Genomic DNA, 26,831 nt, shown 5'->3' with positions numbered 1-26,831 from the left:
CCTTGGAGTGCTCTCGAAGCAAGGACCCGTCGCGGGTGGCGGACACCGCCGTCCTAGGGTGGGCGGTTGTCCCCGCCCGGGGTCCGAGGGCCCGGGGGTCCGCACGCCGCCCAGAGTTCCCGCACCGTCAGGAGTCCGCCCGATGGCCAGGCCCCGTGACCCCCGCCGCCGTACCGAGATCCTCGACGCGGCCATCGAGCACCTGGCCGAGACGGGGATCGCCAACCTCTCGCTGCGTCCGCTGGCCCGGGCGCTCGGGCACAGCACCCGGGTGCTCACCCATCACTTCGCGGACAAGGACGCCCTGATCACGGCCGTGCTGGAGCGGCTGGACGAGATCCAGCACGGGCAACTGCGGGCCACCGAGGGCTGGGACGACACCTCGCGCGGCCTCGGCGCGGTGGTGCGGGACGCCTGGCGGCACCACCTGGCGCCGGAGAACCTCGGCGCGACGCGCCTCGTCCACGAGATCGAGGGGCTGGCGGCGGCCGGGCGGCTCGGCGGGCGGGTCCCCAAGTTCCTCGCGGACCGCGCCGACTTCGTCGCCGCCGCCCTCCGGGCCCGCGGCCTGGCCCCCGACACGGCGCGGGTCCACGCCACCTTCCTGAACAGCGCCTACGCGGGCCTGCGGGCCGACGTGCTGGTCACCGGAGACCGTGTGCGTACGGAGGCGGCGCTTGCGGAGCTGTGTGCGCTCGCGGACTCGTGGACGCGTGCCTGACGCGGTCCCCGTGCGGCCCGGTGGCCCCGTACGGGCCCCCGACGCCCCAGGCCTGGTGCATCGCGTCGGCGAACGCCCCGGCGAGCAACCGCTCGCCCCGCTCCGAGGGATGGGTGCCGTCGTAGGTCGCGCTGCCGGTCTCCCAGCCGCGGGGCTCGGAGGCCAGCAGCAGCGGTGAGCCGGGGGCGGAGAGGTCGGCGACGGCCTTGGCCAGCAGTTCGTTGAAGCGCTCGCACTCCGCGCCGAACGCGGCGTCCGCCGCCGCCCGCACATTGGGTATCACCGGCATCAGCACCGCCCGGATGTGCGGCGCCGCCTCCCGGGCCCGCGCCATGAACTCCCGGACGTTCTCCGCGGTCTGCTCGGCGTTGGTGTAGAAGCCGAGGTCTATCAGCCCGAGCGAGACCAGCAGGGTGTCGGCCTCGTACCGGCGCACCATGTCGCCGATCAGCGGCGCCATGTGCAGCCAGCCCTCGCCCCAGCCGGCGAGGTGGCACCGGGCCTCCTCGGGGAAGCGGGGGTCGGCGTAGGCGGTGGAGGAGGGGGCGCCGGTGGCGGGTTCGTGGAGCGTGTGGCGCGGACCGACGATGCGGTACGGGCCGTCGGACGTCGCGTCCAGGTGCTGCCACATGCGGTAGCGCCAGGTGAAATCGCCGGTGCTCCCAATGGTCATCGAGTCACCGACGAACATGATCCTCATCCGGCCATGATGGCCGAGACCCCCTACTGCCCGGTACGTGACGCTGGACACGCCCCCGGACCGCGGCGGCGCCCGGCCCGGTCAACACGGTGCGGGCGCGGCGCCCGGGGCGGCGGCCGCGCCCGCGCACGGCGGCCCGGGATGGCAGTCTGTGCCCATGCGTTCGCTTCTGTGCGCGGCCGGTGCCGCGGGAATCCTGTGGACGGCGGCCGTGGTCCCCGCCGCCGCCGACGAGCCCGACGGCTTCACCATCGGCGACTTGCGGATCACCGAGTCCAGCGGCCTGGCCGCCAGCCGTGCGCACCCCGGCATCTACTGGACCCACAACGACAGCGACGACGGGCCCTACGTCTACGCCGTCGACGGCCGCTCCGGCCGGACGGTCGCCCGGATCACGCTGCGCGGCATCGGCACGCCCCGCGACGTCGAGGCGATCTCCCTCGGCCCGGACGGCAACCTCTACGTGGGCGACATCGGCGACAACCTCGGCGGCAGCTGGAACCACGTCTGGATCTACCGCTTCCCCGAGCCGAAGAAGCTGCGCGACGCGACGGTGACGGCGACTCAGTTCGACGTGAAGTACGCGGACGGGCCGCGCGACGCCGAAGCGCTGATGGTGCATCCCCGAACGGGCCGGGTCTACATCGCCAGCAAGAAGCAGGACGGCGGCGGCGCCGTCTACGAGGGCCCGCAGCGGCTCACCACCGCCGGCACCAACGTCTTCCGCAAGGTCGCGCCGGTCGACCTGTGGGTGACCGACGGGGCGTTCTCCCCCGACGGCAGCCGGCTGGTGCTGCGCAGCTACTTCGGCGCCCGGATCTACCGCTGGCAGGACGGCCGCCCGAAGGACCTCGGCAGTGTGGGCGTGCCGGTCCAGCAGCAGGGCGAATCGGTCACCTTCACCCCCGACGGCCGCACCCTGATGTACGGCTCGGAGGGCGGCGACAGCGAGGTGAAGCCGGTCGGCCTGAGCGGCGGCCAGCTGCCGGACTCGGCCGAGGACGACCCGGCGAACGGCGACGGCTCCAACGGCGGGGGCAAGGACGGGAGTTCGGGGTCGGACCTGGACCCCGGCTTCATCAAGGGCGCGATGGTCTTCGCGCTCGCCACGGCGCTGGTCGTCGGACTGCGCAGGCTGCTGCGGCGGCGGTAGGGGCGGGGGAGCGGCGGGAGGCGCCGGTGAGCGGCGGCCCCTGGGTCCCGGGCCCCTAGATCCCGAGGCCCGAGTCCTCCTCGGTCCGCTCGGCGGCCGCCCCCTCCTCGGTCAGCCGCAGTTCGTAGTGCAGCGTCCGCTCCTTCTTCAGCCGGTGCGCCCACGGCACCAGCAGCCCGTGGAGCAGCGGGTACTTCCGGGTCAGCGACCGCTCGGCGCGCCGGTACTCCCGGGTCCGCGGGTCCAGCAGCCGTGCCCGTGCGCGGACGACGGGCCCGGTGGGCCGGCCCCGCCAGGTGGCGGCGCAGAACTCCACTTCCGGGAAGTTCCGCATCCGCTTGGCCTTCCCGGCGCTGCCGTAGGTGCGGATGTAGGCGTGGTCGCCGTCGACGGCGATGTTGACCGGCGTGCCGACGCCGGTGCCGTCCCGCTTGTACGTGGTCAGCAGGACCGCCCCCTGCCGTTCGAAGGGGGCGAGGCCGGAGCTCGGGGGATACGTCATGGCTCCCATACAGGCACATCCGGCCCGTTTCGTCATGCCGCGGTGCGTCCGTTCGGGCGGCGGGCCGTCCGGGCCCCGTGACGCCACAGGCCCCGGCGGTCGCCCGCCGGGGCCTGTGGTGGTGCCGGTGCGCCGGGCGTTACAGCTTGCCGATCACATGGTCGATGCAGGCCGTCAGGGCCTCGACGTCCGCCGGGTCGATCGCCGGGAACATCGCGATCCGCAGCTGGTTGCGGCCGAGCTTGCGGTACGGCTCGGTGTCGACGATGCCGTTGGCGCGCAGGGCCTTGGCCACGGCCGCGGCGTCGATGCCCTCGTCGAAGTCGATGGTGCCGATGACCTGCGAGCGCTTGGCCGGGTCGGTGACGAACGGGGTGGCGTACTTGGCGTCCTCGGCCCAGCCGTACAGGGTGCGCGAGGAGGTGGCGGTGCGGCGGACCGCCCAGTCCAGGCCGCCCTGGCCGTTGATCCACTCCAGCTGCTCGTTGAGCAGGAAGAGGGTGGACAGCGCGGGGGTGTTGTACGTCTGGTTCTTCAGGGAGTTGTCGATCGCCGTGGGCAGCGAGAAGAACTCCGGGATGTGGCGGCCGGAGGCGTGGACGGCGCGGGCGCGCTCCAGGGCGGCGGGGGAGAAGGCCGCCAGCCACAGCCCGCCGTCGGAGGCGAACGACTTCTGCGGGGCGAAGTAGTAGACATCGGTCTCGGTGATGTCCACGGGCAGGCCGCCGGCGCCGGAGGTGGCGTCGACCAGCACCAGCGCGCCGTCGTCGGCGCCCGCGACCCGCTTGATGGGGGCGGCCACACCGGTCGAGGTCTCGTTGTGGGTGAAGCCGTAGACGTCCACGCCCGCCTCCGCGACCGGGTCCGGGTGGTCGCCCGGGTCGGCGGAGAGGACGGTGGGCTCGTCCAGCCACGGCGCCAGCTTGGCGGCCTTGGCGAACTTCGAGGAGAACTCGCCGAAGCTGAGGTGCTGGGACTTGCGCTCGATCAGGCCGTGCGTCGCGATGTCCCAGAACGCGGTGGAGCCGCCGTTGCCGAGCACGACCTCGTAGCCCTCGGGGAGCTGGAAGAGGTCGCGTACGCCGTCGCGCACCTTGCCGACCAGGTTCTTGACCGGGGCCTGGCGGTGGGACGTGCCGAGAAGGGAGCTACCGGTGGCGGCGAGGGCGCCGAGCGCCTCCGTACGCACCTTGGAGGGGCCCGCGCCGAAGCGTCCGTCGGCGGGCTTGATGTCAGCGGGAATCTGGATATCAGCCACGGGGGAAGCCTAATCCGTCGCGCTGCGGGCTCCGGCGACACGTCCAGCGGATGAGATGCCCGGTGCCCGTACGGTGGACGGTTGCGGAGCGGGGCGTTACCCGGTGGTGGGGCGGTCGTCCGCGTAGACGGCGGTGAGGGCGGCGGCGGCCTCGGCCATCACCCGGCGGGCCTCGGGCGGGTCGAGCACTTCGAGGGAGTCGCCGAACTGGAGCAGTTGGCGGACCGCGCCGATGACGGGGTAGGCCAGCTCGATGACGGCCCAGTCGTCTCCCGGGCGGGCGCCGTCCCCGGAACCCTCGGCCTCCTCCGGGTCCCTGGCGTCACCCGTACGGGGCGGTCCGGTCAGCGCCCCGCCCAGGATGCGCACCGCGAGGTCGAGCCGGTCGCGGCGGATCCTGGCGACCACCCTGACCCGCGCGGGCCGGTCCTCCACCTGGCGCCGCAACTGCTGCCAGACCCCGGCGAGCTCCGCTCCCGCGCGGCGCCGTACGGGGGCGTCGGTGAGGGTCGCCGACGCGACCCGGTCGGCGCGGAACAGCTGCGGTCTGCCGCGCCGGTCCGCGACGAGGTACCAGGTGCCCGCCTTGGCGACCAGCCCGTAGGGGTCGACGGTGTAGGTCCGCAGCCGGGTCTCGCCGCTGTGGCGGTAGCGGATGCGCAGCCGCCGGTCGGTGAAGACGGCGGTGTGGAGTTCGTCGAGGTCGACGGCGGGGCGCGGGCCGCTCAGCCACTTGTCGGGGTCGACCAGGATGCGGCTGCCGGCCAGCTCGGCGGCCGGGCGGTGCGGGGCGGGCAGCGCCGCCATCACCTTGCGCAGCGCCGAGCCGAGCGCCTCGTCCAGGCCGAGGGCGGTGTGGGCGCCCTGCGCGGCCAGGATGAACAGGGCGCGCGCCTCGTCGGCGGTCATGCCCGTGACGTCCGTACGGAAGCCGGGCAGCAGCGCGATGCCGCCGTGCCGGCCGCGCTCGGCGTAGACCGGCACGCCGGACGCCGACAGCGACTCGACGTCGCGGTAGACGGTGCGGGTCGAGACCTCCAGCCGCTCGGCGAGTTCGCCCGCCGTGACCCGGCCGCGGGTCTGGAGCAGCAGGAGGATCGAGAGCAGCCGGTCCGCTTTCACACGCGCCTTTATATATGACGGCAGGTGTCAGGTTATCGCGGCACCGTGCGCCCCATGGAGAGCAACGACCCCGCACCCGCCCACCCTGCCCCCGCCCTCGACCCCGCCGCGCTCCCGGCCCTGGTCCGGGAGTCCCGGGGCCCCGTCCTCGTCCCCGGCGACGACGGCTACGACGCCGAACGGTCCGGATTCCAGCGGGCGTACCGGCACCGGCCGGCCGTGCTCGTCGGCGCCCGGTGCGCCGGGGACGTCGTCGCCGCGGTGCGCTTCGCCCGTGCCCAGGGGCTGCCGGTCGCCGTCCAGGCCACCGGGCACGGGCTGTCCGCGGCCACCGACGGCGGGCTGCTGATCAGTACGCGGCGGATGGCCGGGGTGCGGGTGGACCCGGCGGCGGGCACCGCGCGGGTCGGGGCGGGTGCCGTCTGGGGGCAGGTCGTCGAGGCGGCGGCCCCGTACGGGCTGGCGCCGCTCAACGGCTCCTCCCCGGGCGTCGGCGTCGTCGGGTACACCCTCGGCGGCGGCATCGGGGTGCTGGCCCGTACGTACGGCTTCGCCGCCGACCAGGTGCGGTCCGTCGACCTGGTCACCGCCGGCGCCCGGCGGCTGACCGTCACCGCGGAGCGCGACCCCGGGCTGTTCGGGGCGCTGCTCGACGGCGGCCACGGCCTGGGGGTGGTGACCGCGATGGAGTTCGGACTGCTGCCGGTGGCCCGGCTGTACGGCGGGCAGCTGGTGTTCGGCGGCGAGCAGATCGACGCGGCACTGGCGGCGTATCTGCGCTGGACCGAGACCGTCCCGGACGAGCTGACCTCGTCGCTCGCGCTGATCGCGTACCCGGACCTGCCGCAGCTGCCCGCGCCGCTGCGCGGCCGCTACCTCGCGCAGATCCGGATCGCCTCTACGGGCAGCGCCGCGGAGGGCGAGCGGCTGGTGGCGCCGCTGCGGGCGGTGGGGCCGCGGGTGAGCGACGACCTGCGTGAGATGCCGTACGCCGCGTCCCACACCATCCACCGGGACCCGAGCGATCCGCATGCCTACGACGGGGACAACGCGCTGCTCAGCGGGCTGGACGCGGCCGCGCTGCGGCGGGTGGCCGCGCTGACCGGGCCGGCGGCGCCGGCGATGTGCGTGGTCCAGCTCAACCATCTCGGGGGCGCGCCGGCGCGGCGGGGCGGACCGGGCGGCGGGGCCGGGGCCGCCGGCCACCGCGGCGCCCGGTTCGCGCTGCGGCTGCTGTCGCCGCTGCCCGCAGACGGGGCGGGCGGGGAGGCGGGGGACGGGCCCGAGGCCGCCCTCGCGGCCGTACGGGCGCTGCACGCCGAGGCACTGGCGGCCGTCGCGCCCTGGCGGATCGGCCGGAGCGTGAACTTCCTCTTCGGCCCGCACGGGGCACGGCCGGACGCCGCGGAGGTGGCCCGCAGCGTGCGCGACGCCGACGCGCACCGGCGGCTGGCCCGGCTCAAGGACCGCCACGACCCGGAGAACGTCTTCCGCTTCCACCCGGCCGGGGCCGCCGTCGCCGGGGCCGTCGCGACCGACCGGACACCGGCCGCCACCACGCCCGCCACCAGCGCCTCCGCGAACTGACGGCCCCGCGGCCCCGTGCCTTCGGCCGCCCGTGCCCCGTCCTTCCCGGCCGCCGCACCCAACTCACCGGCCTGCCGATGCCCCATGAAGGCGCCCCAGTGGGCAGGCTGGAGACATGGCTGATCGCACGGAGACGGAGAAGCGGAACCTGGCGGAGGAGTTGGCGGCCGCGGTACGGGGGGAGGTCTCGTTCGCCGCGGCCGACCGGGCACTGATGACGATGGACGCGTCCAACTACCGGCGGGTGCCCACAGCGGTGGTCGCGCCCCGGGACGCCGAGGACGTCGCGGCGGCGCTGCGGGTGTGCCGGGACCACGGGGTGCCGGTGGTGCCGCGCGGCGCCGGCACCAGTATCGCCGGGCAGGCGACGGGCGTCGGCGTGGTGCTGGACTTCACCCGGCACATGCGGCGCATCGTGTCGCTGGACGCGGCCGCCCGCACCGCTGTCGTCCAGCCCGGCGTCATCCTCGACGACCTGCGGGCGGCGGCCGGGAAGCACGGACTGACCTTCGGCCCCGACCCCTCCACCCACAGCCGCTGCACCCTCGGCGGCATGATCGGCAACAACTCCTGCGGCTCGCACTCGGTGGCCTGGGGCACCACCGCCGACAGCGTCCGCGAACTGGAGCTGCTGACGTACGGCGGCGAGCAGGTGCGGGCCGGCCGCGGCACGGGCCCCACCGGCGCCCCGACCGGACTGCCCCCGCGCCTGCGGGACGGCGTCAAGGCCCTGGTCGACGGGGAGTTGGCGCTGCTGCGCACCGGCTACCCCGACCTCCCCCGCCGGATCTCCGGCTACGCCCTGGACGCGCTGCTGCCGGAGGCGGGCACCGACCTCGCCCGCGCCCTCACCGGCAGCGAGGGCACCCTCGGCGTGCTGACCGAGGCGACCGTGCGGCTGGTGGAGACCCCGGCGGCGCGGGCCCTCGCCGTCCTCGGCTACCCCGACGAGGGCGCGGCGGTCGAGGCCGCGCACACCCTGTTGCCGCACCGGCCGATGACCGTCGAGGGGATGGCCGCCGACCTCGTGGGCAGCGCCGCCGGGCTGCCCAAGGGCGGCGCCTGGCTGTTCGTCGAGATGGGCGGCGCGAGCCCCGGCGAGGCGACGGCCCGGGCCGAGGCGCTCTGCCGGGCGGCGGCCGCGGACGGCGCCACCGACCACGCCCTCGTCACCGACCCGGCCGGCCAGCGCGCCCTGTGGCGGATCCGCGAGGACGCCTCCGGTGCCGCGAGCCGGTTGCCCGACGATGGGGGCACCGCCCGCGCGAGCGGAGCCGAGCGTGGGGGAGAGGCCTGGCCCGGCTGGGAGGACTGCGCGGTCCCGCCCGCCCGGCTCGGCCCGTATCTGCGCGACTTCCGCGCCCTGCTGGCCCAGCACGGCCTGCGCGGCACGCCCTACGGTCACTTCGGCGACGGCTGCATCCATGTCCGTATCGACTTCGACCTGCTGACCGGGCCCGGCATCCGCCGCTTCCGGGAGTTCTCCTACGACCTGGGCGAACTGGTGGTCGCGCACGGCGGCTCGCTCTCCGGCGAGCACGGCGACGGCCAGGCCCGCGCCGAACTGCTCCCGAAGATGTACGGCCCGGAACTCGTCGGACTCTTCGAGCGGTTCAAGTCGCTGTGGGACCCGGCGGCCGGCCTCAACCCGGGGATGCTGGTCCGCCCCGCCCGGCTCGACGAGAACCTCCGCTTCGAGCTGCTGCCCAAGCGCCCGGTCCCGGTCGAGTTCGGCTACCCGCACGACGACGGGGACTTCTCCGCGGCCGTACGGCGCTGCGTCGGCGTCGCCAAGTGCCGCAACGCCGCGACCGGTCCGGGCTCGGCGGACGTCATGTGCCCGTCCTTCCGCGCCACCGGCGAGGAGCGGCACTCCACCCGCGGCCGGGCCCGCCTGCTGCACGAGATGCTGGCCGGCGAGGTGATCACGGACGGCTGGCAGTCGCCGGAGGTCCATGAGGCCCTCGACCTGTGCCTGTCCTGCAAGGGCTGCCGCAGCGACTGCCCCGTAGGGGTCGACATGGCCACGTACAAGGCGGAGTTCCTGCACCACCACTACGAGGGCCGGCGCCGCCCCGCCGCGCACTACTCGATGGGCCGCCTGCCCCAGTGGCTGCACGCCGCGGCCCCCGCCGCCCCCGCCCTCAACGTCCTCGCCCGCACGCCGCTGGCCGCCGTCGGCAAACGCCTCGGCGGGATCGCGCCCGAGCGCCCGATCCCCCGCCTGGCCACCGAGACCTTCACCCGCTGGTGGTGGCGCCGCCGCAAGACGGCGGCCCCCGGGGCCCCGGCCGGCCGCACGGTCGTCCTGTGGCCCGACACCTTCACCAACCACCTCTCCCCGGAGGTCGGCCGGTCCGCCGTACGCGTCCTGGAGGACGCCGGACTGCGCCCCCTGCTGCCGCCCACCGCACCCCTGCGCCCGGCCGGGGCCGTCGCACTGCCGCGCCGCCACCGCCCCCTGTGCTGCGGCCTGACCTACGTCTCCACCGGCCAGCTCGACCGGGCCCGTGCCGTGATGCGCCGCACGGTCGACACCCTCGACCCGCTGCTCCGAGGCGGCCGCCCCCTGGTCGTCCTCGAACCGAGCTGCGCCGCCGCCCTGCGCACGGACCTGCCGGAACTCCTCTCCGACGACCCACGGGCCGCCCGGCTCGCCGACTCCGTACGGACCTTCGCCCAGGCACTGGAGGAGCTCGCCCCCGACTGGCGCCCCCCGCGCCTCGACCGCCCGGTCGCCGGCCAGACCCACTGCCACCAGCACGCCGTCCTCGGCGACGCGGCCGAGCAACGCCTGCGCGAACGCGCCGGTCTCACCGGCTCGTTGAGCGGCGGATGCTGTGGCCTGGCCGGCAACTTCGGCTTCGAGCGGGGCCATTACGACATCTCGGTGGCCTGCGCCGAGGACCAACTCCTGCCCGCCGTCCGGGAGTCCCCCGACGGGGCGGAGATCCTCGCGGACGGCTTCTCCTGCCGGACCCAGCTCGCCCAGCTCGGCGACCGGCCGGGGCGGCATCTGGCGGAGGTGCTGGCGGAGGCGCTGGGGGAGGAGGACGCCTGAGGTGAGGGTGAGATGACGGGGGCCGTCCTGCAAGGGCGACACGGAGCAGACGGCTGCTGGAGGTGGCCCGCCCGACGGCTGCTGGCGGCGCGGGGCGCAGCTGAGCGGATCCGCCGGCTGCTCGATGCCGGGGACGGAGCGGAGCGGCTCTCCCCTGTTGAGCCGCTCCGGCCGTCTCCTCCGGCGGGGCGGACGGTCCGTCGTCACGGGTTGCTCGCCGCAACCGGGGGCCAGTTCGCCAACGGCGCCGCACCGGCAGCCGCTCCCCGTCCCCCATGGGCCGCGCCCCGGCTCAGCGCCGGGCCCCCGGTTCCGCTCCCGCGGCCTCTCGATCCTGCGGCACCGTGGCCTCCGGCGGAACCCTGATCCTGATGAGGGTTCACGGCTGATTGATAACGTCCTCGCATGACGGAGCACGGTCGGGGCGCGGATGACCGGGGCGCAGGCGAGCCAGGAGCAGAGCCCCCGGGTGCCGGTGCCCCGGGGGCACCCGGACACGCCGACACTCCGTGGACGGCCTCCCGGCAAGCCCCGAGTGTCCAGCAGCTGGAGACCTTCCTGATCCTGGCGGAGGAGCTGCACTTCGGCCGGGCAGCGGCGCGGCTGTTCGTGACGCAGCCTGCCCTGAGCCGTCAACTGCGGTCGCTCGAAGAGCGGTTGGGCGTCGTGCTGCTGCAGCGATCCCGGCGTCATGTCGAGATCACCCCGGCGGGAGCGGCGCTGTTGCCCAAGGCCCGCGCCGCGGTGGAGGCGATGGCCGGGCTCTGCCGAGCCGCCCGGTCCCACGCCCGGCAGATCGAGGGCCGGCTGGTGATCGGTTCCATCGGCGCCGAGGCCGCGATGCCGTACACCCGGGCCGTCCTCGACGAGTTGCACGCCTGCCATCCGCGGCTGCGTACCAGCGTCCGCGGCCTCGATCTTGCGACCCACTTCGGCGCACTGGAGCGGGGCGAGGTCGATGTGCTGTTCCTGCGTCCGCCGGTGCCGCCCGGCATCGAAACGCTGACCCTGACCACCGAACCCCGGGTGGCATGCCTCCCGGCCGACGACCCCCTGGCCGGCCGGGACGAGGTGACGCTGGCCGAGCTGTCCGGGCGCCCCGTCGTGGACGTCCCGCCTCAATGCCCCCGGCTGTGGTGGCGCTTCTGGGCGGCCGACCCACGTCCGGACGGCTCTCCCGTGCGGTACGGGCCGGTGGTTCCCGACATGGAGGCGCTGCTGCTCGCCGTCTCCCAGGGCCACGCCATGGCCTTCCTCCCCGCCGCCGCCCGCCACTTCTTCCCACGGCCCGGGATCAGCTACGTCGCGGTACCGGACCTGCCCCCGGGCACCGCGGCCCTCGCCTGGACGGCAAGAAACCGCACCCTGCCCACGGTCGCCGCCATCCGCCGCGCCGCCGCGACGGTCCTGCGGAACGCGCCGGCGAATCCGTGAGGGCCCTGGGTGTCCGGGCGCGCGACAGCGCAAGGTTCCCGAGCGCCTGCCGGATGAGCGCCCGCGCCTTCGCGCCGTACACGTACACGGCCATGCTGCGGAGCTGCTCGAACGCTCGCAGATACAGGGCGATTCCGGCGTGCTGACCGGATCGACGCGACCTTCGAGGAGCCGAAGGAGGCGGCGGACGTGCCCGCTGCGGTAGCACGCCCCGTAGGACGTGAAGGCAGCCGCCTAGTCGCCCGTCGCGAACGCCCGGAGGGTGTCCTCGCCGGTGGTCCACCACACGCCCAGCCGTTGGCGGGTCAGGCGCCAGCCGGCGGTGTGGCGGGCGAACTCCCAGGTGTAGGGGCCGCCCATGGCGTAGGGCGAGGAGGCCGCGCCGGGACCGGCGACGCCCACGAACCACATGTAGCCGACGCCGGTCGCCCGGTCGCCCCGGACCTCGAAGTCCATGTTGAGGATGTGGTGCTGCATGCTGGCGTACGGCGCTTCGGCCGCCTCGACCTTGGCCAGGATCGCCTCCCGGCCGTGGATCCGCTCCCACGGGCCGAACTCCAGGACCGCGTCCTGGTCCCAGCAGTCGATCCAGGTGCGCCAGTCCTTGCGGTCCAGCGCCCGCCAGCCGTGGATCAGCAGCGCGCGCAGGGACTCCTTGTCCTCCAGGCGCCGCAGGCGTCGTGCGAAGTCGTCGTCGTTACCGGGGGAGACGGACACGGTTGCTCCTCTGCGAGGGGGATCACGAACGCCGGCGCCGGCCGGCGACGGGATCGTCCGCGCCGGCGGCGGCGCCGGGTGCGGCAACTCTGTTCCGCCGGCGGCGGCGCAACCAGGGCGGACCGTGGCCGGGTGCCGCACACCCAGGGAGCAAAAGCACCGGACCGGTCGGCCGCTGTCGTCGGCGGCCGGCAGCCGGTGCCCGGCCGTCAGCCGGTCCGCCGGGCCGCGGAGAAGTACGCGCGGGAGGCCGGGAGGAGCAGCAGGGCCGCGATCGCGGCGGTGCACAGTTCGGGGAGGTAGCGGTGGACGGCCGCGAGGCCGAGCCCGTCCATGTTCATGTCGGTGAGCAGGAACGCCAGGTAGAGGGCGCCCAGGGCGATCAGCGCCAGCCGCGCCCAGTTGCGGCCCTGCCGCATCCGGAAGGCGCACAGGAGCATGCCCGTGCCGAGCACCACGAGGACACCGGCGGACACCGCGGCCTGCTGCACCGCCCCCGCCCATCCCGACCGCTCGCGCAGTTCCTGGAACCCGGTGGGCGGGAGGAAGAAGGTCTCCAGCAGCCAGCCGCCGGCGTCGATCAGGACGACGAGGAACGACAGCCGGAAGGCGATCTCCACCGCGTGCGGGGGCCGGCGGCCCGCCCTGGCTCGGAACATCAACTCCACCTCTCCTGCGGGTGCGTCTGCGCGGACCAAGACGGCGTACGGTGCGCGGAGGTTGCGCCCCCCGGGGCCGCGGCGGTCACCGGGACGGGGCGGTCACCAGCCGTCGTAGCCCCGCCAGACGTTGCTGAACGCCTCCTCGTCCAGGGCCCGCCGCTGGCGTTCGAACTCCAGCTCCCGCACCGCGGTGTCGACGGCGGCGAGCACGGTGGCCACCGCGTCGTCGGACACCTCCGGGGGGCCGGCGGGCCGCTCGCCGCCGATGCCCAGCGACGCCCCGAGCGCGGCGAGGACGGGCTCGCCCGCGGCCCAGCGATCCACCGCGGCGCGGCGGGCGGGCGAATCGGCCGGCTTCAACTCACCGGCCCGGAAGCGCTTCCAGCGCCCGCCGCCCTGCCGGGTGAGCTGCCCCTCCGCCTCCAGGGCGGCCAGGTAGGCGGCGGCCAGGCCGCGGCCCCTGCGCCACAGCCAGTCCTCGGCCGACTCGTACGGCGGTTGCTGGTCGAGGGAGGACGCGGCCTCGTCCATGAGGCGGTCGGCCACGGCGGGCCGGAAGCCCGGGACGAGGCGGTCGCCGTCCAGGCCGACGGCGCCCGCCTCGCGGAGGTCGACCAGCTCGGCCCCCGCGAGCGCGAGCGAGAGCTCGCCCTGCGCGGGAGCGCGGTCGGGCGTCTCGTCCAGGGCGACGAACAACAGGTCCCGCGGTGTGGTCATGAAGGACTCCACGTCAGGGCATCAGGAGCGATGCGGCGCTGAGCACCTGGCCCGGCATCCGGCGGGACGCCGAGGGGCACCGGGCGGGCGGCTGCGCCCGCCGGTGAGTGCTCCCTGCTACGAGCTTATGGAGCGGGGACGGCGCCTGCATCCCACGCCGGGCCCGGCCCGCCCGGGGAGCGCCCGCCTCAGCCCCCGTCCGGCGCCGCCCGGCCCGCCGTCCTCCCGATGACCTCGTGGGCCAGCCTGATCAGGTCGGGGACGCGCGGATGGCCGGGGCCGTCGCGCCGGGCGATGACGACCGGGACCGGGGGCGCGTCGGACAGCGGGACGTACGCCATGGACGGGTGCGGGTGCATCTCGGCGGTGGCGGAGGTGGTGACGCCCACCGCGCGGCCGCCGGTGATGGCGGCCAGCCAGTCGTCGGTGTTGCCGATGGTGATCGTCGAGGCGGGGCGGGCCGCGGCGGGCCACAGGTCGAGGGTGGTGGTGCCGGAGACGGTGTTGAGAGCGATGGTGCGGTCGGTCAGCTCGGTGAGGGAGAGGGCGGTGCGGTGGGCCAGCGGGTCGTCGGCGGGGAGGCCGGCGACCCGGGGCTCGGTGGTGAGCTGCTCGGTGATCAGACCGGGGACGCGGACCTCGCCGCGCAGCAGGGCGGCGTCCACATCGCCGCGGGCGAGGCCGGCCGTGCGGTCGTCGATGCGGAGGAGTTCGAGCGGGGTCTGCGGGTGCTCCTCGTGCCAGCGGCGCAGCAGGGCGGTGGTGTCCGTACCGGCGGCCGACCAGGCGTGGCCCAGGCGCAGCGGCCAGGCGGTGTGGGGGGCGGAGCCGAGTGCCCGGTCGAAGGCGGTCACCGCGACGGCGGCCCGGTCGCGGAAGGCGAGGCCGTCGGGGGTGAGCGCGAGGTGGTGGGTGGAGCGGTCGACGAGGCGCAGGCCCAGCTCCTGTTCCAGCTGGCGCAGGGTGCGGGAGACGGCCGGCTGGGTCAGGTGCAGGCGCTCGGCGGCGCGGGTGATGCTGAGGGTGTCGGCGATGGCGAGAAAGCAGCGGAAATGACGCAGCTCGATGCTCATGCGCGGGGAGCATAACAACAAGGGAAAACGCATTTCACGGACCGGAAGAACCCCCCGTAGCGTGGTGGCGTGAATGCATCGCCCGAGAACCCCGATGGCCCTGCGCCGACCCCTGCCGTGCCCACCCTCCCCGCCGGTGACGGCGAGATACCGCATCCCGTACCGGCCTCGCCCGAGGTGCTGACGGCGGAGGCGCAGGCGGGGACCGCCGGGGCGGCGGGCGCCCGCGGGCGGCTGGGGTCGGTGGCGCTGGTCATCGGCGGCATCGTCTCGCTGCAGTTCGGCTCGTCGGTGGCGGTGCTGCTCTTCCCGCGGGCCGGTGCGCTGGGTGTGGTGACCCTCCGGCTGGTCGTCGCCTCGCTGGTGCTGCTGGTCGTCTGCCGTCCCAAGCTGCGCGGCTACACACGGGGCGACTGGGTCACGGTGCTCGCCTTCGGCGTCGCCCTGGCCGGTATGAACTCGCTGTTCTACCAGGCGATCGACCGCATCCCGCTGGGCGCCGCGGTCACCTTGGAGTTCCTGGGGCCGCTGATCCTGTCGGTGGCGACCTCCCGCAGGCTGCTGAGCCTGGTGTGGGCGGCGCTGGCGCTGGGCGGTGTGGTGCTGCTGGGGCGCGAGGGCTTCGACGGGCTCAACCTCACCGGTGCCGCGTTCGCGCTGGCCGCCGGCGGTCTGTGGGCCGCCTACATCCTGCTCTCCGCCCGTACGGGGGCGCGTTTCCCGCGGGCCGACGGGCTGGCGGTGGCGATGACCGTCGCGGCGCTGCTCAGCCTGCCGTTCGGCATCGTCAGCGCGGGCACCGCCCTGCTCGACCCGGTCACCGTGGGCCTGGGCGCCGCGGTCGCCCTGATGTCGTCCGTCATGCCCTACACCCTGGAACTGCTCGCCCTGCGCAAGCTCCCGGCCTCCGGCTTCGCCGTGATGATGAGCCTGGAGCCGGCCGTCGCGGCCACCGCCGGCTTCCTCGTGCTGCACCAGGCGCTGGGCTGGGCCGAGGTGGTGGCGATCGGGCTGGTCGTGATCGCGAGTGTGGGGGCGGTGCGCAGCGCGGGGTCCGGCACGCACTGACCGCGGCCGGCTCACCGCGGCACGGGGGCGGGCCCCCGCCGTCGGGGTATCCGGGACGTTCACCGAGGGGCTCGGCGCCATGGCACCGAGCCCCTCGCCATGTCTCCGGGCACCGGTACGGCACCGGCCGCGGCCTCGTGGACGCACAGGACACCGGCCGAGGCGTTCCCGACGCGGCGGTCAACGGCACCGGGCGAACAGAAAATCATGCAGGCGTGCTTGATTGTTTCTGTCGGCGCTGCCACGCTCGAGGCGCACCCGCACCACACCGCACCGACCGGCCGCCGCCTTCCGCCGCGGCCGTCGCCGCATGCCAACACGCCCTGCTGCCACGGCAGTCGGGTCGATGAGGGGAGTGTCGCGTGTCCGATCCCGGCGCCGTACTGGCCGATCTCAGGGCGGAGAGCGAGGAGTTGGACGCGCTGGTCGCCGGGTTGCCCGCGGAGCGCTGGGCCGCCCCGACACCGGCCGAGGGCTGGACCGTCACCCACCAGATCGCCCACCTCGCCTGGACCGACCGGCAGGCGCTGCTCTCCGCCACCGACCCGGAAGGGTTCGCGCGGGCCGCGGAGGCGGCGCTCGCCGCGCCGCTGACCTTCGTCGACGAGGCCGCCGAGGCGGGGGCGAAGGTGCCGCCCGCCGAGCTGCTCGCCGGCTGGCGGGCCGGCCGCGAGGAGCTGCTGCGGGCGCTCGCCGACCGCCCGACGGGCGAGAAGCTGCCCTGGTACGGCCCGCCGATGAGCGTGGCGTCGATGGCCACCGCGCGGCTGATGGAGACCTGGGCGCACGGGCAGGACGTCGCCGACGCGCTGGGGGTCGTCCGGCGCCCCACCGCCCGGCTGCGGCACATCGCCAGGATCGGGGTGCGGACCCGCGACTTCGCCCACCTGACGCACCGACTCACCCCGCCCGGCGAGGAGTTCCGGGTCGAGCTGCGGGCTCCGGACGGCACGGTGTGGGAGTACGGGCCGCCGGACGCCGGCCAGCGGGTGACCGGGGACGCGCTGGAGTTCTGCCTGCTGGTGACCCAGCGGGCGCACCGCGCCGACCTGCCGTCCCTGCGGGCCGAAGGGCCGGACGCCCAGCGCTGGCTGGAGATCGCCCAGGCCTTCGCCGGCCCGCCGGGCAAGGGCCGGGAGCCGTCCGGGAAGGGCGGCGGCGCATGAGCGGCCACCGCCCCGCCGACGATGCGGGCCGCGCGCCGCACCCGGCGCCCGTACGTCCGGTCGGCGCCGACCCCGCCCTCCTCCGCGTCGGCAATGCCTCCGGCTTCTACGGCGACCGCTTCGACGCGCTGCGCGAGATGCTCACCGGCGGACCCCTCGACGTGCTGACCGGCGACTACCTCGCCGAGCTGACCATGCTGATCCTCGGCCGGGAACGGCTGAAGGACCCCGCGCGCGGCTACGCCAGGACCTTCCTGCGGCAGTTGGAGGACGGGCTCGGCCTGGCCGTCGAGCGGGGGGTGCGCCTCGTCGCCAACGCGGGCGGACTGAATCCGGCCGGACTCGCCGACGCCGTGCGCGAGTTGGCGGACACGGTCGGGGTGCCCGTCCGCGTGGCCCATGTCGAGGGCGACGACCTGCTGGCGCGCGGGGGGTGGGGCGACGGCGTGCTGACCGCCAACGCCTACCTGGGCGGCGGGGGGATCGCGGCGTGCCTGCGGGCCGGTGCCGATGTGGTGGTGACCGGACGGGTCACCGATGCCGCGCTGGTCAGCGGCGCGGCCCAGGCGCACTTCGGCTGGCGGCCCGAGGACCTCGACCAGCTGGCCGGGGCGGTGGCCGCCGGGCACGTCCTCGAATGCGGCACCCAGGCCACCGGCGGCAACTACTCCTTCTTCGGCGACCACGACCTGCTGCGGCCCGGCTTCCCGCTCGCCGAGATCGCCGCCGACGGCAGCTCGGTGATCACCAAGCACCCGGGGTCCGGCGGCGCCGTCACCACCGGCACGGTCACCGCCCAACTGCTGTACGAGACGGCCGGCGCCCGCTACGCCGGGCCCGATGTGACGGCGCGGCTGGACACCGTGCGGCTGGCGCAGGAGGGGCCGGACCGGGTCCGGATCGACGGGGTGCGCGGCGAGGCGCCGCCGCCGTCCCTCAAGACCGGGCTGACCCGCCTCGGCGGCTGGCGCAACGAGGTCACCTTCGTCCTGACCGGGCTGGACGTGACGGCCAAGGCCGTACTGGTCCGCCGGCAGATGGAAGCGGCCTTCGCCACGACGGGCAACCGCCCGGCCGAGGTGCGCTGGACGCTGGCCCGCACCGACCACGACGACGCGGAGGTCCAGGAGGAGGCGAGCGCACTGCTGCGGCTGGTGGTGCGCGATCCCGACCAGGACGCGGTGGGGCGGGTGGTCAGCGGCGCCGCGGTCGAACTGGCACTGGCCAGCTACCCCGGCTTCCACGTCACCGCGCCGCCCGGCAAGGGCACCCCGTACGGGGTCTTCGAGGCGGTGGCGGTGGACGCGCCCGAGGTGCCGCACGTGGCCGTACTGCCGGACGGCACCCGGGAAAGCATCCCCCCGGCCCCCCGGACACGGGGGCTCGCCCGGCTGCCCGACGCGCCGCTGCCCGAGCCGCTGCCCGCCGGGCCCACCCGGCGCGGGCCGCTCGGCCGGGTCGCCGGCGCCCGCAGCGGCGACAAGGGCGGCTCGGCGAACGTCGGGGTGTGGGCCCGCAGCGACCGGGCCTGGCGGTGGCTGGCGCACGAACTGACCGTCGAGCGGTTCAGGGAACTGCTGCCGGAGACCGCCGACCTGCCCGTCGACCGGCACGTACTGCCGAATCTGCGCGCGCTCAACTTCGTCGTCGACGGGCTGCTCGGCGAGGGCGTCGCGGCCCGGGCCCGGTTCGATCCGCAGGCCAAGGCCGTGGGGGAGTGGCTGCGTTCGCGGCACATGGACATACCGGAGGTGTTGTGGTGACCGTGCTCGCAACCGGGCTCGACCCGGCGGGTGCCGAGTACGCGGAGCGTCGTGCGGCGATGCTCACGAAGCTCGCGGAGGTCGAGGCCGAACACGCCAAGGCGACCGCCGGCGGCGGGGAGAAGTACGTCGCCCGGCACCGGGGGCGCGGCAAGCTGCTCGCCCGGGAGCGGATCGAGCTGCTCCTCGACCCCGATACGCCGTTCCTGGAGCTGTCGCCGCTCGCGGCCTGGGGCAGCGACCACCAGGTCGGCGCCTCGCTGGTCACCGGCATCGGCACGGTCGCGGGCGTGGAGTGCCTGATCACCGCCAACGACCCGACGGTGCGCGGCGGCGCCAGCAACCCCTGGTCGCTGAAGAAGGCGCTGCGGGCCAACGAGATCGCCTTCGCCAACCGGCTGCCGCTGATCTCCCTCGTCGAGTCCGGCGGCGCCGACCTGCCCAGCCAGAAGGAGATCTTCATCCCGGGCGGGGCGCTGTTCAAGGACCTCACCCGGCTGTCCGCGGCCGGCATCCCGACCCTCGCCGTGGTCTTCGGCAACTCGACCGCGGGCGGCGCGTACGTCCCCGGGATGTCCGACCACGTGATCATGGTCAAGGAGCGCGCGAAGGTGTTCCTGGGCGGCCCGCCGCTGGTGAAGATGGCGACCGGCGAGGAGAGCGACGACGAGTCGCTGGGCGGCGCCGAGATGCACGCCCGCACCTCCGGGCTCGCGGACTACTTCGCCGTGGACGAGCCGGACGCGCTGCGCCAGGCCCGGCGGGTGGTCGCCCGCCTCAACTGGCGCAAGACGCAGCCCGATCCGGGCCCGGCGGCGCCGCCGGAGTACGACGAGGAGGAGCTGCTCGGCATCGTCCCCGGCGACCTCAAGGCGCCGTTCGACCCGCGCGAGGTCATCGCCCGGATCGTCGACGGCTCCGACTTCGACGAGTTCAAGCCGCTCTACGGGCCGAGCCTGACCACCGGCTGGGCCGCACTGCACGGCTACCCGGTCGGCATCCTCGCCAACGCCCAGGGCGTGCTCTTCAGCGAGGAGTCCCAGAAGGCCGCCCAGTTCATCCAGCTGGCCAACCAACGCGACATCCCCCTGCTCTTCCTCCACAACACCACCGGCTACATGGTCGGCAAGGAGTACGAGCAGGGCGGCATCATCAAACACGGCGCGATGATGATCAACGCGGTGTCGAACTCGAAGGTCCCGCACCTCTCCGTCCTGATGGGCGCCTCCTACGGCGCCGGCCACTACGGCATGTGCGGCCGCGCCTTCGACCCCCGCTTCCTGTTCGCCTGGCCGAGCGCCAAGTCCGCCGTCATGGGACCGCAGCAGCTCGCCGGGGTGCTCTCGATCGTCGCCCGCGCCTCCGCCGCGGCCAAGGGGCAGCCCTACGACGACGAGGCGGACGCCGGGCTGCGCGCGATGGTCGAGCAGCAGATCGAGTCGGAGTCGCTGCCGATGTTCCTGTCGGGGCGGCTCTACGACGACGGCGTCATCGACCCGCGCGACACCCGAACCGTCCTCGGCCTGTGTCTGTCCGCCCTCCACAACGCCCCGGTCGAGGGCGCACGGGGCGGCTTCGGCGTCTTCCGGATGTGAGGCAGAAGTGATCCGTTCCGTACTCGTCGCCAACCGCGGCGAAATAGCCCGGCGGGTCTTCCGCACGTGCCGTGAGCTGGGCATCGCCACCGTCGCCGTGCACTCCGACGCGGATGCCGGCGCCCCGCACGTCCGCGAGGCGGACACCGCCGTACGGCTGCCGGGCGACGCCCCCGCCGACACCTATCTGCGCGGCGACCTGCTGGTGCGGGCCGCGCGGGCCGCGGGCGCCGACGCCGTCCACCCCGGCTACGGCTTCCTCTCCGAGAGCGCCGCCTTCGCCGCCGCCGTGGCCGACGCGGGCCTGGCCTGGATCGGCCCGCCGCCCGCCGCCATCGAGGCCATGGCGTCCAAGACGCGGGCCAAGGAGCTGATGGCCGGGGCCGGGGTGCCGCTGCTCGCCCCCGTCGACCCCGCGGCGGCCACCGAGGCCGATCTGCCGCTGCTGGTGAAGGCGGCGGCGGGCGGCGGCGGCCGCGGGATGCGCCTGGTCACCGAACTCGCCGCGCTGGACGAGGAGCTGACCGCGGCGAAGGCCGAGGCGGCGGCCGCGTTCGGCGACGGGGAGGTGTTCGTCGAGCCGTATGTCGTGGGCGGCCGCCATGTCGAGGTGCAGATCCTCGCCGACGCGCACGGAACGGTGTGGACGCTCGGCACCCGCGACTGCTCCCTCCAGCGCCGCCACCAGAAGGTCATCGAGGAGGCCCCGGCCCCCGCGCTCTCCGAGGACCTGCGCACCACCTTGCACCGGGCCGCGGAACAGGCCGCCCGCGCCATCGGCTACCGCGGCGCCGGCACCGTGGAGTTCCTGGTCTCCGCGGACGGGCGGGCCTGCTTCCTGGAGATGAACACCCGCCTCCAGGTCGAGCACCCGGTCACCGAGGCGGTGCACGGCCTCGACCTGGTCGCCCTCCAGCTGAGCATCGCCGAGGGCCGCCCCCTGGAGGCCGCACCGCCGCGGCCGCACGGGCACGCCGTGGAGGCGCGGCTGTACGCGGAGGACCCGGCGGCCGGCTGGCAGCCGCAGACCGGCACCCTGCACCGGCTGGAGGTGCCCGACGGCGTCCGCCTGGACTCCGGGGTGACCGACGGCGACACCATCGGCGTCCACTACGACCCGATGCTCGCCAAGGTCATCGCCTGGGCCCCGAGCCGCGACGAGGCCGTACGGAAACTGGCCGGCGCCCTGGAGCGGGCCCGTATCCACGGCCCGGTCACCAACCGCGACCTGCTCGTACGGTCCCTGCGCCACCCCGAGTTCACCGACCCCGGCGCCCTGGACACCGGCTTCTACGACCGCAACCTCCCCGCCCTGACCGCACCCGGCGACGGCGACGCGGCCCTCTTCGCGCTCGCCGCGGCCCTCGCCGACGCCCACGGCCGCTCCCGCTTCGGCGGCTTCCGCAACGTCCCCTCCGCACCGCAGGTCAAGACCTACGCCTGCGCCGGCACCGAGCACGAGATCCGCTACCGCCTCGACCGCCACGGCCTGTCGGCCGAGGGCTTCCCCGGCGTCCGGCTCCTCGCCCTGGGACCGGACGAGGTGGTGCTCGACGTCGACGGACTCCGGCGCCGCTTCACGGTCGCCCGCTACGGCGACCGCGTCCACGTCGACGCACCCGGCGGGCACACCACCGGCTCCTGCGCCCTGACCGTCCTGCCCCGCTTCCCCGACCCCACCGCCCGCACGGAACCCGGCTCCCTGCTCGCCCCCATGCCCGGCACGGTCGTACGGATCGCGGACGGCCTCACCGAGGGCGACCACGTGGAGGCGGGCCGGCCCCTCCTCTGGCTGGAGGCGATGAAGATGGAACACAAGATCACCGCCCCGTCCCCCGGCACCCTCACCACCCTCCCCGTACGCCCCGGCCAACAAGTCGAGGTGGGCACCCTCCTGGCCGTCGTCACGGACTGACACCCCGACGGCCACCCCCGCGCACGCACCGTCCTCCCACCGGGGCGGACCCGGGCCCACCCCGACCACCCGTCACCGCCGAAGGACGGAACTCGGCAAGGCACCCGCACCGACGACCCCCGAGGAGACCCCCATGCCCATCCCGACACTCGAATCCGAGGAACACCGCGCCCTCCGCGCGGCCGTCGCCGCGCTCGGCAGCCGCTACGGCCGCGAGTACGTCACCCGTGTCGCGGCCGAGGGCACGCACACCGACGAACTCTGGGCGGAGGCCGCCAAGCTCGGCTACCTCGGCGTCAACCTCCCCGAGGAGTACGGCGGCGGAGGCGGCGGCATCGTCGAACTCTCCCTCGTACTGGAGGAGCTGGGGGCGGCCGGCTGCCCGCTGCTGATGATGGTCGTCTCGCCCGCCATCTGCGGCACGGTCCTCGCCCGTTTCGGCACCGAGGAGCAGAAGCGGACCTGGCTGCCCGGCCTGGCCGACGGCTCCCGCAAGATGGCCTTCGGCATCACCGAGCCGGACGCAGGCTCCAACTCGCACCGGATCACGACCACCGCCCGCAAGGACGGCGACGAGTGGGTGCTCAACGGCCGCAAGGTGTTCATCTCCGGCGTCGACATCGCCGACGCCACCCTGATCGTGGGCCGCACCGAGGACGCCAGGACCGGTCGCCTCAAGCCCTGCCTGTTCATCGTGCCGCGCGAGACCCCCGGCTTCGGCCGCAGCCCGATCGCGATGGAACTGGCCGCCCCGGAGAAGCAGTTCGAGCTGACCCTGGACGAGGTGCGGCTGCCCGCCGAGGCGCTGGTCGGCGACGAGGACGCCGGACTCCTCCAGCTGTTCGCCGGGCTCAACCCGGAGCGGATCATGACCGCCGCGTTCGCCCTGGGCATGGGCCGCTACGCCCTGGGCCGGGCCGTCGACTATGCCCGTACCCGCCAGGTGTGGAAGGAGCCCATCGGCGCCCACCAGGCCCTCGCCCACCCGCTCGCCCAGGCCCATATCGAGCTGGAACTCGCCCGGTTGATGATGCAGAAGGCGGCCCACCTCTACGACGCGGGCGACGACATGGGCGCGGGGGAGGCCGCCAACATGGCCAAGTACGCGGCGGCCGAGGCCGCGGTCCACGCCGTCGACCAGGCGGTGCACACCCTCGGCGGCAACGGCCTCACCCAGGAGTACGGCCTCGCCTCGCTGATCACCGCGGCCCGGGTGGCGAGGATCGCGCCGGTCAGCCGCGAGATGATCCTCAACTTTGTCTCGCACCAGTCCCTGGGACTGCCCAAGTCGTACTGAACACGCCATGCTGCCCGTGCCGGCCGGCGCCCGCCCGGCCGGCACCGCACCGCCCCGCCGCACCCACCGTCGAAGGGAAGGCCCCGGCATGGTGTCCCACGCGCCCCGCGCATCCCACGTGTTCCGCAGCGAGTACCCCGACGTCGCGCCCGTCGAGCTGCCGATCCACGAGGCCGTCCTCGGACGGGCGGCCGAGTACGGCGACCGGCCCGCCCTGATCGACGGCCTCGACGGCACCGCCCTCGGCTACGACCGGCTGGACCACTTCAGCCGCCGGCTCGCGGCCGCCCTCGCGGCGTCCGGGGTCCGCAAGGGCGAGGTGCTCGCCCTGCACAGCCCGAACAGCGTGCTCTTCCCCGTCGTCTTCTACGCCGCCTCGCGCTGCGGAGCGGCCGTCACCACCGTCCATCCGCTGGCCACCGAGGGCGAGTTCGCCAAGCAGCTGGCGGACTCCGGGGCCCGCTGGATCGTGACCGCAGCGGCGCTGCTGGACACCGCCCGCGCCGCGGCGCGGCAGGCCGGCGGCATCGCCGAGATCCTCGTCTGCGACCGGGCCGAGGGCCACCGCTCGGTCCAGGACCTCTTCGCCTGCACCGATCCCGAGCCGTTCGTCGCCCTCGACCCGGCCGACGACCTGGCCGCCCTGCCCTACTCCTCCGGGACCACCGGCACCCCCAAGGGCGTGATGCTCACCCACCGCAGCATCGCCACCAACCTCGCCCAACTCACCCCGCTGGTCTCCAGCGGCCCGGACGACCGGGTGCTGGCGGTGCTCCCCTTCTTCCACATCTACGGGCTGACCGCCCTGATGAACGCCCCCCTGCGCAACGGCGCCACCGTCGTCGTGCTGCCCCGCTTCGACCTGCGGCAGTTCCTCACCGCGATCGAGAAGCACCGCATCACCGCCGTCTACGTGGCACCCCCGATCGTCCTCGCCCTCGCCAAACACCCCCTGGTCGCCGACTACGACCTGTCCTGTCTGCGGTACCTGGTCTCCGCCGCCGCGCCCCTGGACGCCGAGCTGGCGGCGGCCTGCTCCCGGCGGCTCGGCCTGCCGCCGGTCCTGCAGGCGTACGGCATGACCGAGCTGTCACCGGGCACGCACTGCGTCCCCCTCGACGCACCGAACCCGCCGCCCGGCGCCGTCGGCAAGCTGATCCCCAACACCGAGATGCGCCTGGTGTCCCTGGAGACCGGCGAGGACGTGCCGCCGGGGCAGAGCGGCGAGATCCTCATCCGCGGCCCGCAGGTCATGAAGGGCTACCTCGGGCGGCCCGCGGAGACCGACGCGATGATCGACCCCGAGGGCTGGCTGCACACCGGCGACATCGGGCGGGCGGACGACGACGGCTGGCTGTACGTGGTCGACCGCGTCAAGGAGTTGATCAAATACAAGGGCTACCAGGTCGCCCCCGCCGACCTCGAGGCGCTGCTGCTCGCGCACGACGCCATCGCCGACGCGGCGGTCATCGGCGTCACCGACGCGGACGGCAACGAGGTGCCCAAGGCGTTCGTGGTCCGGCAGCGGGGGGCCCGCCTGAACGAGGACGAGGTCATCGCGTACGTTGCCGGGCAGGTCGCCCCGTACAAGAAAGTGCGCCGCGTGGAATTCCTGGAGAGCGTGCCGCGCGCCACCACCGGAAAGATCCTGCGGCGCGAACTGCGCGCCAGGGAAAGGAGCTCGACGCCCCGATGACCGACGCACCCGCCACGACCCTGGTCCCGCGCTCCCACGAGCACGGCATCACCACCCTCACCCTGGACTCCCCGCACAACCGCAACGCCCTCTCCACCCGCCTGGTCGCCGAACTCGGCCGGGCCCTCGCCGACGCCGCCGCCGACGACGCCACCCGCGCCGTCGTGCTCACCCACACCGGCGGCACGTTCTGCGCCGGCGCGGACCTTTCCGAGGCCACCGCGGGCGCGGCGAAGGACGGACCGCTGGGCCTGGCCCGGCTGCTGCGCAGCATCGTGGCGCTGCCCAAACCGGTCGTCGCCCGGGTCACCGGGCACGTCCGGGCCGGCGGCCTGGGCCTGCTCGGCGCCTGCGACATCTCCGTGGCCGGACCGGCCACCACCTTCGCCTTCACCGAGGCCCGCCTCGGCCTCGCCCCCGCCGTCATCTCCCTGCCGCTGCTGCCCCGGCTCGACCCGCGCGCCGCGGGCCGCTACTACCTGACCGGCGAGAAGTTCGGCGCGGCGGAGGCGGCCAGGATCGGCCTGGTCACGCTCGCGGCCGACGACGTCGACACCGGCCTCGCGCCCGTACTGGACGGCCTGCGCAAAGGTTCCCCCCAGGGCCTGGCCGCGTCGAAGGCGCTGGTCACCGCCGACGTGCTGGCCGCCTTCGACCGCGACACCGAGGCGCTGGCCGAACAGTCCGCGCGGCTCTTCGGCTCCGCCGAGGCCCGCGAGGGCATGACCGCCTTCCTGGAACGGCGGGCCCCCGCATGGGCGCGCTGACCCCCGCCCGCGGCCCCAAACAGCCCCAGCAGGAACGCAGCCGCGCCACCCGCCTCAAGCTGTTGGAGGCCGCCGTCTCCTGCCTCGCCGAGCACGGCTGGAGCGGCAGCACGGTCTCCGTGGTCGCCGAACGGGCAGGCGTCTCGCGGGGCGCCGCCCAGCACCACTTCCGCACCCGCGAGGACCTCTTCACCGCGGCCGTCGAACACGTCGCCGAAAAGCGGCAGGGCGCGGTCAGGGCCGTCGCCCGCAACCTGCCCCCGGCCGGCTCCGTCGCCCGCACCTGGATCATCGTCGAGGAACTCGTCGGCCTCTACACCGGCCCGCTGTTCCGCGCCGCCCTGCACCTGTGGGTCGCCGCCTCCGACGAGGAACAACTCCGCGACCGCGTCACCGCCCTGGAAGCCAAGGTCGGCCGCGAGGCGCATCGCACCGCGGTCGCCCTCCTCGAAGCGGACGAGGCCGTGCCCGGCGTGCGCGAGACGGTGCAGGGGCTGCTCGACATGGCCCGGGGCCTGGGCCTCGCCAATCTCCTCACGGACGACACGGCCCGCCGCGACCGGGTGGTCGCGCAGTGGTCCAAGCTGATCGACGCGGCGTTGTCGGCGGGCGTTTAGGGGGCGGCCCACGTTTTTGGCTTTTCCGCCGTGGTGGTTGCTCGCCGTTTGTCGCCCGCTGCGCGGTGCGCTCGCCATTGCGCCTGGCCGGTCCGCTGCGCTTTGCTTGCCGCCCACGTTTTTGGCTTTCTCGCCGTTGCGCCTGGCGGCGGGCGGTGCCGCTGCGCGGGGCTGTCGGGTGCCGGTGACGGGCCTGCGCGGGTGGGTGTCCGGACTGCTTCGCTTTACGTCCGGACACCC

22 protein-coding genes are annotated in these 26,831 nt (G+C 74.8%); 14 read left to right on the top strand and 8 right to left on the bottom strand.

The window, feature by feature from the left end:
- The first annotated feature begins 142 nt into the window (after nucleotides 1-142).
- The gene (locus AB0411_RS22810) at nucleotides 143-721 is read left to right on the top strand and encodes a TetR/AcrR family transcriptional regulator (protein ID WP_366419132.1); all 579 of its coding nucleotides are present in this window, start codon (nucleotides 143-145) and stop codon (nucleotides 719-721) included.
- On the opposite strand, the gene AB0411_RS22805 is transcribed toward AB0411_RS22810, so the two are convergent.
- On the bottom strand, nucleotides 645-1,412 hold the full coding sequence (locus AB0411_RS22805) for a GDSL-type esterase/lipase family protein (protein ID WP_366419260.1): 768 nt from the start codon (nucleotides 1,410-1,412) through the stop codon (nucleotides 645-647). The genes AB0411_RS22810 and AB0411_RS22805 overlap by 77 nt on opposite strands.
- A 166-nt stretch (nucleotides 1,413-1,578) precedes the next feature.
- On the opposite strand from AB0411_RS22805, the gene AB0411_RS22800 reads away from it, so the two are divergent.
- Nucleotides 1,579-2,574, top strand: coding sequence for a hypothetical protein (locus tag AB0411_RS22800; protein ID WP_366419131.1), 996 nt, complete (start codon nucleotides 1,579-1,581; stop codon nucleotides 2,572-2,574).
- 55 nt (nucleotides 2,575-2,629) lie between these two features.
- Here AB0411_RS22800 and AB0411_RS22795 read toward each other — a convergent pair whose 3' ends face one another.
- From AB0411_RS22795 to AB0411_RS22785, 3 genes are all read right to left on the bottom strand, one after another.
- Nucleotides 2,630-3,076: a PPOX class F420-dependent oxidoreductase gene (locus AB0411_RS22795; protein ID WP_366419130.1), complete on the bottom strand. Its 447-nt coding sequence runs from the start codon at nucleotides 3,074-3,076 to the stop codon at nucleotides 2,630-2,632.
- 139 nt (nucleotides 3,077-3,215) lie between these two features.
- A complete protein-coding gene (serC, locus tag AB0411_RS22790) occupies nucleotides 3,216-4,334 on the bottom strand; it encodes a phosphoserine transaminase (protein WP_366419129.1) in 1,119 nt (372 codons plus the stop codon).
- A 96-nt stretch (nucleotides 4,335-4,430) separates the two neighbouring features.
- On the bottom strand, nucleotides 4,431-5,456 hold the full coding sequence (locus tag AB0411_RS22785; RefSeq protein ID WP_366419128.1) for a helix-turn-helix transcriptional regulator: 1,026 nt from the start codon (nucleotides 5,454-5,456) through the stop codon (nucleotides 4,431-4,433).
- Between the two features lie 54 nt (nucleotides 5,457-5,510).
- On the opposite strand from AB0411_RS22785, the gene AB0411_RS22780 reads away from it, so the two are divergent.
- From AB0411_RS22780 to AB0411_RS22770, 3 genes are all read left to right on the top strand, one after another.
- Entirely contained in the window at nucleotides 5,511-7,043 is a 1,533-nt protein-coding gene (locus AB0411_RS22780; RefSeq protein ID WP_366419127.1) for an FAD-binding oxidoreductase, read from the top strand.
- Nucleotides 7,044-7,158: 115 nt separating this feature from the next.
- Nucleotides 7,159-10,104 carry an FAD-binding and (Fe-S)-binding domain-containing protein gene (locus AB0411_RS22775; RefSeq protein WP_366419126.1) on the top strand — a complete coding sequence of 982 codons (2,946 nt, stop codon included), beginning with the start codon at nucleotides 7,159-7,161 and terminating at the stop codon, nucleotides 10,102-10,104.
- Nucleotides 10,105-10,509: 405 nt separating this feature from the next.
- Nucleotides 10,510-11,538 (top strand): LysR family transcriptional regulator, encoded by a 1,029-nt coding sequence (locus tag AB0411_RS22770; RefSeq protein WP_366419125.1) that lies wholly within the window; start codon nucleotides 10,510-10,512, stop codon nucleotides 11,536-11,538.
- A gap of 234 nt (nucleotides 11,539-11,772) precedes the next feature.
- On the opposite strand, the gene AB0411_RS22765 is transcribed toward AB0411_RS22770, so the two are convergent.
- The 4 genes from AB0411_RS22765 to AB0411_RS22750 form a co-directional block, all read right to left on the bottom strand.
- Entirely contained in the window at nucleotides 11,773-12,255 is a 483-nt protein-coding gene (locus tag AB0411_RS22765; protein WP_366419124.1) for a nuclear transport factor 2 family protein, read from the bottom strand.
- A 209-nt stretch (nucleotides 12,256-12,464) separates the two neighbouring features.
- The gene (locus AB0411_RS22760; protein WP_366419123.1) at nucleotides 12,465-12,914 is read right to left on the bottom strand and encodes a hypothetical protein; all 450 of its coding nucleotides are present in this window, start codon (nucleotides 12,912-12,914) and stop codon (nucleotides 12,465-12,467) included.
- Nucleotides 12,915-13,016: 102 nt separating this feature from the next.
- On the bottom strand, nucleotides 13,017-13,634 hold the full coding sequence (locus AB0411_RS22755; RefSeq protein ID WP_366419122.1) for a GPP34 family phosphoprotein: 618 nt from the start codon (nucleotides 13,632-13,634) through the stop codon (nucleotides 13,017-13,019).
- 188 nt (nucleotides 13,635-13,822) lie between these two features.
- Nucleotides 13,823-14,707 carry a LysR family transcriptional regulator gene (locus AB0411_RS22750; protein WP_366419121.1) on the bottom strand — a complete coding sequence of 295 codons (885 nt, stop codon included), beginning with the start codon at nucleotides 14,705-14,707 and terminating at the stop codon, nucleotides 13,823-13,825.
- A 180-nt stretch (nucleotides 14,708-14,887) separates the two neighbouring features.
- Between AB0411_RS22750 and AB0411_RS22745 the strand changes: the two genes are divergently transcribed.
- The 9 genes from AB0411_RS22745 (at nucleotide 14,888) to AB0411_RS22705 (ending at nucleotide 26,591) form a co-directional block, all read left to right on the top strand.
- Nucleotides 14,888-15,775, top strand: coding sequence for an EamA family transporter (locus AB0411_RS22745; protein WP_366419259.1), 888 nt, complete (start codon nucleotides 14,888-14,890; stop codon nucleotides 15,773-15,775).
- A 362-nt stretch (nucleotides 15,776-16,137) separates the two neighbouring features.
- The gene (locus tag AB0411_RS22740) at nucleotides 16,138-16,941 is read left to right on the top strand and encodes a TIGR03084 family metal-binding protein (RefSeq protein WP_366419120.1); all 804 of its coding nucleotides are present in this window, start codon (nucleotides 16,138-16,140) and stop codon (nucleotides 16,939-16,941) included.
- Nucleotides 16,938-18,704 carry an acyclic terpene utilization AtuA family protein gene (locus AB0411_RS22735; RefSeq protein ID WP_366419119.1) on the top strand — a complete coding sequence of 589 codons (1,767 nt, stop codon included), beginning with the start codon at nucleotides 16,938-16,940 and terminating at the stop codon, nucleotides 18,702-18,704. The genes AB0411_RS22740 and AB0411_RS22735 overlap by 4 nt, the downstream gene beginning before the upstream one ends.
- Nucleotides 18,701-20,299 carry an acyl-CoA carboxylase subunit beta gene (locus AB0411_RS22730; RefSeq protein ID WP_366419118.1) on the top strand — a complete coding sequence of 533 codons (1,599 nt, stop codon included), beginning with the start codon at nucleotides 18,701-18,703 and terminating at the stop codon, nucleotides 20,297-20,299. The genes AB0411_RS22735 and AB0411_RS22730 overlap by 4 nt, the downstream gene beginning before the upstream one ends.
- A gap of 7 nt (nucleotides 20,300-20,306) precedes the next feature.
- Entirely contained in the window at nucleotides 20,307-22,214 is a 1,908-nt protein-coding gene (locus AB0411_RS22725; protein WP_366419117.1) for an acetyl/propionyl/methylcrotonyl-CoA carboxylase subunit alpha, read from the top strand.
- A 133-nt stretch (nucleotides 22,215-22,347) separates the two neighbouring features.
- Nucleotides 22,348-23,511, top strand: coding sequence for an acyl-CoA dehydrogenase family protein (locus AB0411_RS22720; RefSeq protein WP_366419116.1), 1,164 nt, complete (start codon nucleotides 22,348-22,350; stop codon nucleotides 23,509-23,511).
- Nucleotides 23,512-23,599: 88 nt separating this feature from the next.
- On the top strand, nucleotides 23,600-25,207 hold the full coding sequence (locus tag AB0411_RS22715) for a 4-coumarate--CoA ligase family protein (RefSeq protein ID WP_366419115.1): 1,608 nt from the start codon (nucleotides 23,600-23,602) through the stop codon (nucleotides 25,205-25,207).
- Nucleotides 25,204-25,974 (top strand): enoyl-CoA hydratase family protein, encoded by a 771-nt coding sequence (locus AB0411_RS22710; protein ID WP_366419114.1) that lies wholly within the window; start codon nucleotides 25,204-25,206, stop codon nucleotides 25,972-25,974. The genes AB0411_RS22715 and AB0411_RS22710 overlap by 4 nt, the downstream gene beginning before the upstream one ends.
- Nucleotides 25,962-26,591, top strand: a complete 630-nt coding sequence (locus tag AB0411_RS22705; RefSeq protein WP_366419113.1) for a TetR/AcrR family transcriptional regulator — start codon at nucleotides 25,962-25,964, stop codon at nucleotides 26,589-26,591. Before AB0411_RS22710 ends, AB0411_RS22705 begins: the two co-directional genes overlap by 13 nt.
- Nucleotides 26,592-26,831: the final 240 nt, after the last annotated feature.

The sequence above is a fragment of the Streptomyces angustmyceticus genome, from assembly GCF_040701845.1.
GTDB classification, from domain to species: domain Bacteria; phylum Actinomycetota; class Actinomycetes; order Streptomycetales; family Streptomycetaceae; genus Streptomyces; species Streptomyces angustmyceticus_A.
Note: the sequence above shows the minus strand (reverse complement) of the source record. Positions and strands in the feature narration are given on the sequence as shown.

Coding starts and splice junctions, on each gene's coding strand:
- AB0411_RS22810 (WP_366419132.1), top strand. CDS start 143: ATGGCCAGGCCCCGTGACCCCCGCCGCCGTACCGAGATCCTCGACGCG.
- AB0411_RS22805 (WP_366419260.1), bottom strand. CDS start 1,412: ATGTTCGTCGGTGACTCGATGACCATTGGGAGCACCGGCGATTTCACC.
- AB0411_RS22800 (WP_366419131.1), top strand. CDS start 1,579: ATGCGTTCGCTTCTGTGCGCGGCCGGTGCCGCGGGAATCCTGTGGACG.
- AB0411_RS22795 (WP_366419130.1), bottom strand. CDS start 3,076: ATGACGTATCCCCCGAGCTCCGGCCTCGCCCCCTTCGAACGGCAGGGG.
- AB0411_RS22780 (WP_366419127.1), top strand. CDS start 5,511: ATGGAGAGCAACGACCCCGCACCCGCCCACCCTGCCCCCGCCCTCGAC.
- AB0411_RS22775 (WP_366419126.1), top strand. CDS start 7,159: ATGGCTGATCGCACGGAGACGGAGAAGCGGAACCTGGCGGAGGAGTTG.
- AB0411_RS22770 (WP_366419125.1), top strand. CDS start 10,510: ATGACGGAGCACGGTCGGGGCGCGGATGACCGGGGCGCAGGCGAGCCA.
- AB0411_RS22760 (WP_366419123.1), bottom strand. CDS start 12,914: ATGTTCCGAGCCAGGGCGGGCCGCCGGCCCCCGCACGCGGTGGAGATC.
- AB0411_RS22755 (WP_366419122.1), bottom strand. CDS start 13,634: ATGACCACACCGCGGGACCTGTTGTTCGTCGCCCTGGACGAGACGCCC.
- AB0411_RS22750 (WP_366419121.1), bottom strand. CDS start 14,707: ATGAGCATCGAGCTGCGTCATTTCCGCTGCTTTCTCGCCATCGCCGAC.
- AB0411_RS22735 (WP_366419119.1), top strand. CDS start 16,938: ATGAGCGGCCACCGCCCCGCCGACGATGCGGGCCGCGCGCCGCACCCG.
- AB0411_RS22720 (WP_366419116.1), top strand. CDS start 22,348: ATGCCCATCCCGACACTCGAATCCGAGGAACACCGCGCCCTCCGCGCG.
- AB0411_RS22715 (WP_366419115.1), top strand. CDS start 23,600: ATGGTGTCCCACGCGCCCCGCGCATCCCACGTGTTCCGCAGCGAGTAC.
- AB0411_RS22710 (WP_366419114.1), top strand. CDS start 25,204: ATGACCGACGCACCCGCCACGACCCTGGTCCCGCGCTCCCACGAGCAC.
- AB0411_RS22705 (WP_366419113.1), top strand. CDS start 25,962: ATGGGCGCGCTGACCCCCGCCCGCGGCCCCAAACAGCCCCAGCAGGAA.